The following is a 7,415-nucleotide window of genomic DNA, read 5'->3' on the forward strand; positions in this document are numbered from 1 at the left end:
CGTTCCGGCACGTCCCGCCGGACCACCATGTCGGCGGGACGTGCCGGAACGGTTCTCCTTCCTGGTCATCGGGGACACCGGCGAGGGGGACGACTCCCAGTACGCCGTCGTGCCCGGCTTGCTGAAGGTGGGTCAGGACACCGAATTCGCCGTGATCGCGAGCGATGTCGTCTATCCCGTGGGCGGCGCCGACGACTACGACGACAAGTTCTTCCGCCCCTACCAGGACTATCCCGCGCCGATCTACGCGATACCGGGCAACCACGACTGGTACGAGGATCTCGGCGCGTTCATGCGCGTCTTCTGCGCCGACACCCCGCCGCTCGACCCGGAGCCCCGGCCCCGCCCGCTCACCCGGGCCTGGTGGCGCACCCTGCTGTGGCACCGGCCGCGCCCCTGTGACGGACAGCGGCTCGCGCAGGCACGCACGTTGCGGTCGGCGCCGGGGCAGCTGGCCGAACAGCCGGGCCCGTACTGGGCGATCGACGCGGGCCCGGTGCGGATCGTCGGCATCGACACCGGCCTGCTGGGCACGGTCGACGCCGAACAGGGCGCCTGGCTGCGGGAGGTGTCGCGGGGACCGCGACCGAAGATCCTCGTCACCGGTTCCCCGTTGTACGTCGACGGCGAGCACCACCCCTGCCCCGTCGAGGGCGGCGGCACGGTGGACGACATCGTCCGGGACCCCGATCACCACTACGTCGCCGCGATCGGCGGCGACATCCACAACTACCAGCGGTACCCGGTCGACGTGGACGGCCGCACCATCCAGTACGTCGTCGCGGGCGGCGGCGGGGCGTTCATGCACGCCACGCACACCATCCCGCGGGTGTCGGTCGCGAACGTCACCGAGCGGGAGTTCCGCTGCTATCCGCTGCGCGGCGACTCGCTCGCCTTCTACAGCCGGCTGTACGGCCGGCGGCTGCGGCTGCGCCGCTTCTTCAGTCTGACCGAGGCGGAGGCGGCGGCCGTGGTCGCCGAACGGCTCGGCATCGCACCGCGCCGCGCGCCGGGCGCCGGCGTCCGGGTCACCCGCCGCACCCGTCTGGTCGCGAGCCTCCTGGGGACCGGCCGCCGCCCGGACCGGCCCGCCCGGTTCCGGCTGCCCGTGCGGAAGATCTACACCCAGCTGTTCTCGCCCTCCTCCGACACCTACAGCCCGCCGTTCTTCAAGTGCTTCCTGCGGCTGGACGTGAGCCCGGAGGAGGTACGGCTGCGCTGCTACGCGGCGACCGGCAACCGCGCCCAGGAGCTTCAGCCTCCGGTCGAGGACGAGGTCACCATCCTGCTGAAGTGATCACACGGTTGTCACATTCGGCTGCGAGAATCGGGGCAGAGCGACGTACGACCGCTGGAGGAGCCCGTGCCGTCCACCGCCCGCCCGCTGCGCAAGCTGGGCTTCCTCACCATCGGTCTGTTCGACGCGGCGGATCCGGGCCGGGGCCACGAGTCCACGCTGCGGCTGATCGAGCTGGGCGAGCGGCTCGGCTTCGACAGCGCCTGGGTCCGCCACCGGCACCTCCAGTACGGCATCTCGTCCCCGGTCGCGGTGCTGGCGGCGGCCTCGCAGCGCACCCGCCGCATCGAACTGGGCACCGCGGTGATCCCGCTCGGCTGGGAGAACCCGCTGCGGCTCGCCGAGGACCTGGCGACCGTGGACATCCTGTCCGGCGGCCGGCTGAACCCGGGCGTCAGCGTGGGCCCGCCGGTCCACTACGAGCGGGTCGGACCGGCCCTGTACCCGGACACCGCGGACGCCGAGGACTTCGGGTACGCGCGGGTGCGGCGGCTGCTGGACTTCGTCCGCGGCGAGCCCGCCACCGACTTCAGCGGGGCGGAGGGCTTCGAGGTCTACTCGGATGTGGTGCAGCCGCACTCCCCCGGGCTCGGCCGGCGGCTGTGGTACGGCGGCGGCAGCCTCGCCTCGGCGCGCTGGGCCGGCGAGCACGGCATGAACCTCCTGACCAGCAGCGTCGTCAAGGCCGGGGACGGCGACGGGCCACTGGACTTCGCCGCGATCCAGCTGTCCCAGATCCGGGAGTTCCGGGCCCGCCACCCCGACGGCGAGGCCGCCCGCGTCTCCCAGGGACTGGTGGTGATCCCCACCGACTCCGCGAGCCCCGAGCAGCGCGCCAAGTACCAGGAGTACGCGGCACGGCGGCTGCCCAGGACGGCCTCCCCGCAGGGCCCGGCAGGCCTGCTGTTCGCGCCGGACCTGGTCGGCACCTCGGCGGAGCTGGCCGAACGGCTGCACGCGCACGCCGCGTTCCGCGAGGTCGACGAGGTGGCGTTCGCCCTGCCGTTCACCTTCGAGCACGAGGACTACGTACAGATCCTGACGGACATGGCGACCGAACTGGGCCCGGCCCTGGGCTGGCGCCCCGCCTCCTGAGCCCCCACCGCAGCACCCGTGACCGGTTCCGCCGCCACGCCCGCGGCGGGCACCGCGCCGGTCCCGGCCGCCCTGGCGGTACGTCGTGCGCGCGGCGGTCGTCCGTACCCGGTGGCCGGAGAGAGCGTCACGCCCCCGGCCCCGGCCCCGGCACGGCGAACTCCCTGATCACCGTGTTCCGGAACACGGCCGTGCCGCCGACGGCGAACAGGGCCAGACGGTTGTCGATCAGGTACGGGAACACCTCGGCGGAGTGCACGTACCGGCCGTCGTCCACGAACATCTCGACCGATGTCCGGTCCACGAGGATGCGCAGCCGCACCCGTCCGGCCGACGCGTCGAACGGCGTGCGGCTCTCCTGCCGGGCGCCGCCGGTGTCGGGGTTGACCGTGCCGCGCCGGTTGAGGAAGGCGTAGTCGCCGTACACGCCCGCGTCGATGTGGCGCCCGCCGTCCGGGGAGCGGCGGACCTGCACGCCCGCGCCGGTGGCCCCGGACCAGGTGATCTCCGTGCTCAGCTCGTAGGAGACACCGGTGTGGTCCAGCACGCGGGTGCCGTCCACCGTCAGGTCGCCGAGGCGGACGGTGCGGGAGACGTACCCGTCGAGCGCGGCGACCGGGCGCGAGGCCAGGTAGTAGCCGCCGGAGGCGGACCGCTTCAGGGTGATCTCGCGGACGATCGAGTCGGTGCCGTTGAATCCGTCGCAGTCGATGGTGGGTGTGGTGTGCGCGTAGGCCCAGTTGTTGAGCCAGCCCACGGCGTAGCGCCCGGCCGGGTCCGGCGTGCCGTCCGCGTCCCGCTTCTCGAAGGTGACCGCCGCGTACCAGTCCCAGCCGTGGTCGAGCCACTGCGGCTCGGCGGAGTCGGCGGTGAACGCGCCGCCGTCGAACGAACCCGTCCAGTACGCGTAGGTGGGAGGCCGCCCGGAGCCGGTGCCGTCCCCGCTCGCGCCCAGCACCCACTTCGGCGTGCCGTCGTCGGCGGTGATGCGGAACAGGTCGGGGCATTCGAGCACGCCGATGCCGTCCTCGGCGAAAGCGCCCGCGTACGTCCAGGACAGGAGATCGGCCGAGTGGTAGAAGCCGATCCTGTGGCGTTCGGCGAGGGCCATCACCCAGCGGTCGCGGTCGTCGTCGCGGATCACCTTCGGGTCGCGGAAGTCGGCCACGCCGGGGTTGGCGAGGACCGGATCGGTGCCGTGGTGGGTGAACGTACGGCCGCCGTCGGTCGAGTAGTACAGGAACTGCTCCTGGTGGTCGGTGCCGCCGCCCGGTGACATGGTGACGAGGGCGACGACCGCCCCCGCGCCGAAGCCGGCCGTGTCGCCGGTGTCGACCACCGCGGAGCCCGACCACACGTCCCCGTTGACGGTGGTGTCCTTGGGGACGGCGATGCCCCGGTCGGTGAAGGAGACGAGGTCGGTGCTGGTGGCCAGCGCCCAGGCGGTGCCGACCTGTCCGTCCAGGTAGTCGGTGTTGCAGAGGTAGTAGCAGTGGTACGTGCCGTCGATCCAGACCGGGCGCTGCGGGTCGTTCTTCCACTGGGCGGGAACGGTGAAGTGGTAGTCGGCGCGGTAATGCGCGCATCCGGCCGACGGCTCGGGCCGCGGCCTCGCCCGGGCGGACGCCGCGGGCAGCAGCACCGTGCCGGCTCCGGCGGCCGTCGAGGCGAACAGGGCTCTTCTGCTCAGGCCACGCATCACGCGTCGTCCCCTTCGTGACGGGTCGCCCGTCCGGTTCGGGACGGGTCGTCCCTCGCTCGTTCATGACGGGTCGTCGGCTCAAGGACTGTAGACCTAACTCGTTAAAGGTCAAGCCGTCCCGCGCCTTGACACGGAGGAGACCCGCTTCTCATGATCTGGGCATCACCCCTTGGCTAACACGAGTTAGGCACGTCTGGATGACCGACTCGCTCTTCTCCCGCCGCGCCCTGCTGCGGTACGGCGCCTACGGCGCGGGGGCCGCCGCGCTGGCCGGTACCGCCGCGAGCTGGGACCGGCTCACCGGGGCCGACATCCCCGGCCGCGACGACGGCTCACTGGTCGTCGCCACCCTGGGTTCCGCGTTCGCTCCGGCCGGGGTCCGCGCCCTGGTCGACGGCTTCCGCACGCTGCACCCCGACATCAAGCTCCGGATCAACGCGGTGCAGGCCGTGGACTGGTCGGACTTCTTCGCCAAGATCCTCACGCAGATCGCGGCGGGCACCGCGCCCGACCTGGTCTATGTGGCCACCGAGGGGGTGCAGTTGTTCGCCCGGCACCTGGGCGTCCCGCTGGACCGCTGGGTACGGCGGGACGCGGCCGAACTGAGGGAGTACTTCGCCGACGTCCATCCCTCGCTGGTGGAGTCGATGATGTACGAGGGCAGCCTGTACCAGCTGCCGATCGAGTTCAACGCCGCCGACATGTACCTCAACACCCGGGTGCTGCGGCGGGCCGGCGCGGACTTCCCGGCCGCCGACTGGACGCGGGACGACTTCACCGCGCTGCTGCGCCGCATGAAGCAGGCGAGCGACTCCCGCTTCACGCCGTACTTCTGGACCAACCGGCTGTGGGGCGGGGTGGTCCCCTGGCTGTTCGCCAACGGCACCAACCTGCTCGCCGAGTCCAAGGCGCCGGGCGGGTCCTGGCTGTGGGACGCGTTCTACCCGGCACAGCGGCGGCAGGGCCGCGGGGGCGGCTTCCGCTGGACGACCCCGCAGGCCACGGCCGACGGGGTGGTCGAGGCGTACGACTACCTCGCCGCCCTGGTCCGCGACGGTCTGTGCACCCGTCCCGAGGGCGGCAACGGCCAGAACCTCATCGGGGTGTTCTCCACCGGCCGGGTCGGGGTCACCCCGGCCGGCGGCTTCTGGGCGGGCGGTCTCCATCTGGCCGGGATGCGCGCCGACGGTTTCGACGTGCAGTACTTCCCGCGCCGGCACACCCAGCGGCACCAGTTCGGCGCGGCCGGCTACGCGCTGCTGCGCACCTCGAAACAGCAGGACGCGGCCTGGGAGTTCATCAAGTACTCGGCCCGGCGGGACACCCTGAGCCGGCTGTTCACCACCAACCAGACGACCCCGGCCCGCCGTTCGATGCTGACCGCGGCCCGGTACCGGGAGACCGGACCGGCGCACTGGCGGGTCTTCTACGACACCCTCGACAGGTTTCCCGACACCGGGCCCATTCCGGCCCCGCCACAGGTCGCGGAGGTGACGCAGGTGCTGCTCAAGCACACCGGGACGGCGCTGGCGAGCCCGCGATCGGTGGGGCCCGCGCTGCGCCGGATGCAGGGGGACCTGGAGCGGGCCATGGAGCGTGACGTATGACGGACACCCGGATTCCCGCCGCCCGGACGAGGGCCGCGCGCCCTGCCGCGGCGGCCGTGCGGCGGCCGGCGCGCGAGCGGGGGACGCGACTGCTGGCGGCCGTGTTCCTGGCACCGACCGTGGTCGGGATCGTGGTCTTCACGGTCGTACCGATCATCGGTTCGGTCGTGCTGAGCCTCTTCCGCTGGAACGTGATCGACGCGCCCGGTTTCGCCGGGGCGGCCAACTACCGGGAGGTGTTCAGCGACGCGACCGTTCTGGTGTCCTTCCGCAACACGCTCGTGTTCATGATCTTCGCGGTCGCCGCGCAGCTCCTGATCGCGCTGGCGCTCGCGCTCACCCTGAACGGCCGGATGCCCGGATGGCTGCGGTCGGTCTTCCGGTCGGCGTTCTTCTTTCCGCTGGTGCTCTCCGCCGCGTCCGTCTCCGTCGTGATGAAGTACCTGTTCAATCAGGACTTCGGCGTGGTCAACTGGCTGATCGGGGTGTTCGGTGTCGCTCCCGTGCCCTGGCTGACCTCGGAGCACGGTGCGATGGCCACGGTGATCCTCGTGTACGTGTGGCAGCAGTTCGGTTTCTCGTTCCTGCTGTTCGTGGGCGGACTGAACAACATCCCCAAGGAGATCCACGAGGCCGCCGCGCTCGACGGCGCGACCGGGCTGCGCAAGCATCTCGCCGTCACGCTGCCGCTGCTCTCCCCCACCCTGCTGGTGGCCTCGGTGGTCGGCATCATCAACGCGCTCCAGGTCTTCGAGCAGCCGTACGTCCTCACCGACGGCGGGCCCGGCGACTCCACCCGCACCGTCGTGATGGTCATCTACGAGAAGGCGTTCGAGCAGCTGCGGTTCGGCGAGGCGTCCGCGGTGGGCGTGCTGCTGTTCGTGCTGATCATGGCGGTCACCGCCGTCCAGTTCCGGCTCAGCCGGCGTTTCGTCCACTACCAGTGAGCCGGGTGAGTCCCATGAGCCGATCCACCTCGACCCTCAGCCGCGCCCGGTACTCGCTCGGGCCCTGGGCGCGGATCGCCGGGCTGACCGGGTGCGCGCTGCTGACCCTCGGACCGGTCGTCTGGACCGTGTCCACCTCGTTGCGCACCCCGGCGGACTCGTTCGACCTGCCGCCGCGGATCGTGCCGACGCAGCCCAGCACCGCCGCCTATCACGATGTCTTCGCACAGCTCGACGTGTGGCTGCTCGCGCTGAACTCGACCCTGGTGACCGCGTTGATCGCCCTCGGCCAGATGATCACCGCGGGGCTCGCCGGCTATGCGTTCGCCCGGCTCGACTTCCGCTTCAAGAAACCGCTGTTCGGTCTGGTCCTGGCCACCATGATGGTCCCCTTGCAGGTCACGATCGTCCCGGTGTTCCTCGTGCTGAAGTCGATGGGGCTGACCGACACGCTGCTCGGTCTGATCGTTCCGGCGTTCCCGACCGCGTTCGGCACGTTCCTGATGCGCCAGTACTTCCTCGGCATGCCGAAGGACCTGGGCGAGGCGGCGATGCTGGACGGCGCCGGACCCTGGCGGATCTTCCGGTCCGTGTACGCGCCGCTGGCCCGGCCGGGCCTGGCGATCGTCGGCGTCCTCGCCTTCAACTACCACTGGAACGAGTTCTTCCGCCCGCTGATCCTGGAGACCTCCGGCCAGAACTACACCCTTCCGCTGGGTCTGGTCTCGCTCCAGGGCAATCTCGGCACCGGCTCCATCTCGGTGGTC

The 7,415-nt window shown here is 71.4% G+C and carries 6 protein-coding genes; 5 read left to right on the forward strand and 1 reads right to left on the reverse strand.

The window, feature by feature from the left end; all coding sequences use genetic code 11:
* On the forward strand, window positions 1–1,297 hold a 1,297-nt coding region (locus tag CCN44_RS36870; protein WP_107502148.1), incomplete at its 5' end, for a metallophosphoesterase family protein.
* Window positions 1,298–1,363: 66 nt separating this feature from the next.
* A complete protein-coding gene (locus tag CCN44_RS36875) occupies window positions 1,364–2,392 on the forward strand; it encodes an LLM class flavin-dependent oxidoreductase (RefSeq protein WP_086703059.1) in 1,029 nt (342 codons plus the stop codon).
* A 127-nt stretch (window positions 2,393–2,519) separates the two neighbouring features.
* Here CCN44_RS36875 and CCN44_RS36880 read toward each other — a convergent pair whose 3' ends face one another.
* Window positions 2,520–4,091 (reverse strand): glycoside hydrolase family 32 protein, encoded by a 1,572-nt coding sequence (locus CCN44_RS36880; RefSeq protein ID WP_086703062.1) that lies wholly within the window; start codon window positions 4,089–4,091, stop codon window positions 2,520–2,522.
* A gap of 200 nt (window positions 4,092–4,291) precedes the next feature.
* Here CCN44_RS36880 and CCN44_RS36885 point away from each other — a divergent pair, with 200 nt between their 5' ends.
* From CCN44_RS36885 to CCN44_RS36895, 3 genes are all read left to right on the forward strand, one after another.
* Window positions 4,292–5,701: an extracellular solute-binding protein gene (locus CCN44_RS36885; RefSeq protein WP_059247331.1), complete on the forward strand. Its 1,410-nt coding sequence runs from the start codon at window positions 4,292–4,294 to the stop codon at window positions 5,699–5,701.
* Window positions 5,698–6,648, forward strand: a complete 951-nt coding sequence (locus tag CCN44_RS36890) for a carbohydrate ABC transporter permease (RefSeq protein ID WP_086703065.1) — start codon at window positions 5,698–5,700, stop codon at window positions 6,646–6,648. The genes CCN44_RS36885 and CCN44_RS36890 overlap by 4 nt, the downstream gene beginning before the upstream one ends.
* 14 nt (window positions 6,649–6,662) lie before the next feature.
* The coding region (locus CCN44_RS36895; protein ID WP_086703068.1) for a carbohydrate ABC transporter permease at window positions 6,663–7,415 on the forward strand (753 nt) is incomplete at its 3' end.

This window comes from Streptomyces tricolor, from assembly GCF_002155905.1.
Taxonomy (GTDB): domain Bacteria; phylum Actinomycetota; class Actinomycetes; order Streptomycetales; family Streptomycetaceae; genus Streptomyces; species Streptomyces tricolor.

Excerpts from the sequence above, each read along its gene's own strand:
- CCN44_RS36880 (WP_086703062.1), bottom strand. The coding sequence starts at position 4,091 with ATGCGTGGCCTGAGCAGAAGAGCCCTGTTCGCCTCGACGGCCGCCGGA.
- CCN44_RS36885 (WP_059247331.1), top strand. The coding sequence starts at position 4,292 with ATGACCGACTCGCTCTTCTCCCGCCGCGCCCTGCTGCGGTACGGCGCC.
- CCN44_RS36890 (WP_086703065.1), top strand. The coding sequence starts at position 5,698 with ATGACGGACACCCGGATTCCCGCCGCCCGGACGAGGGCCGCGCGCCCT.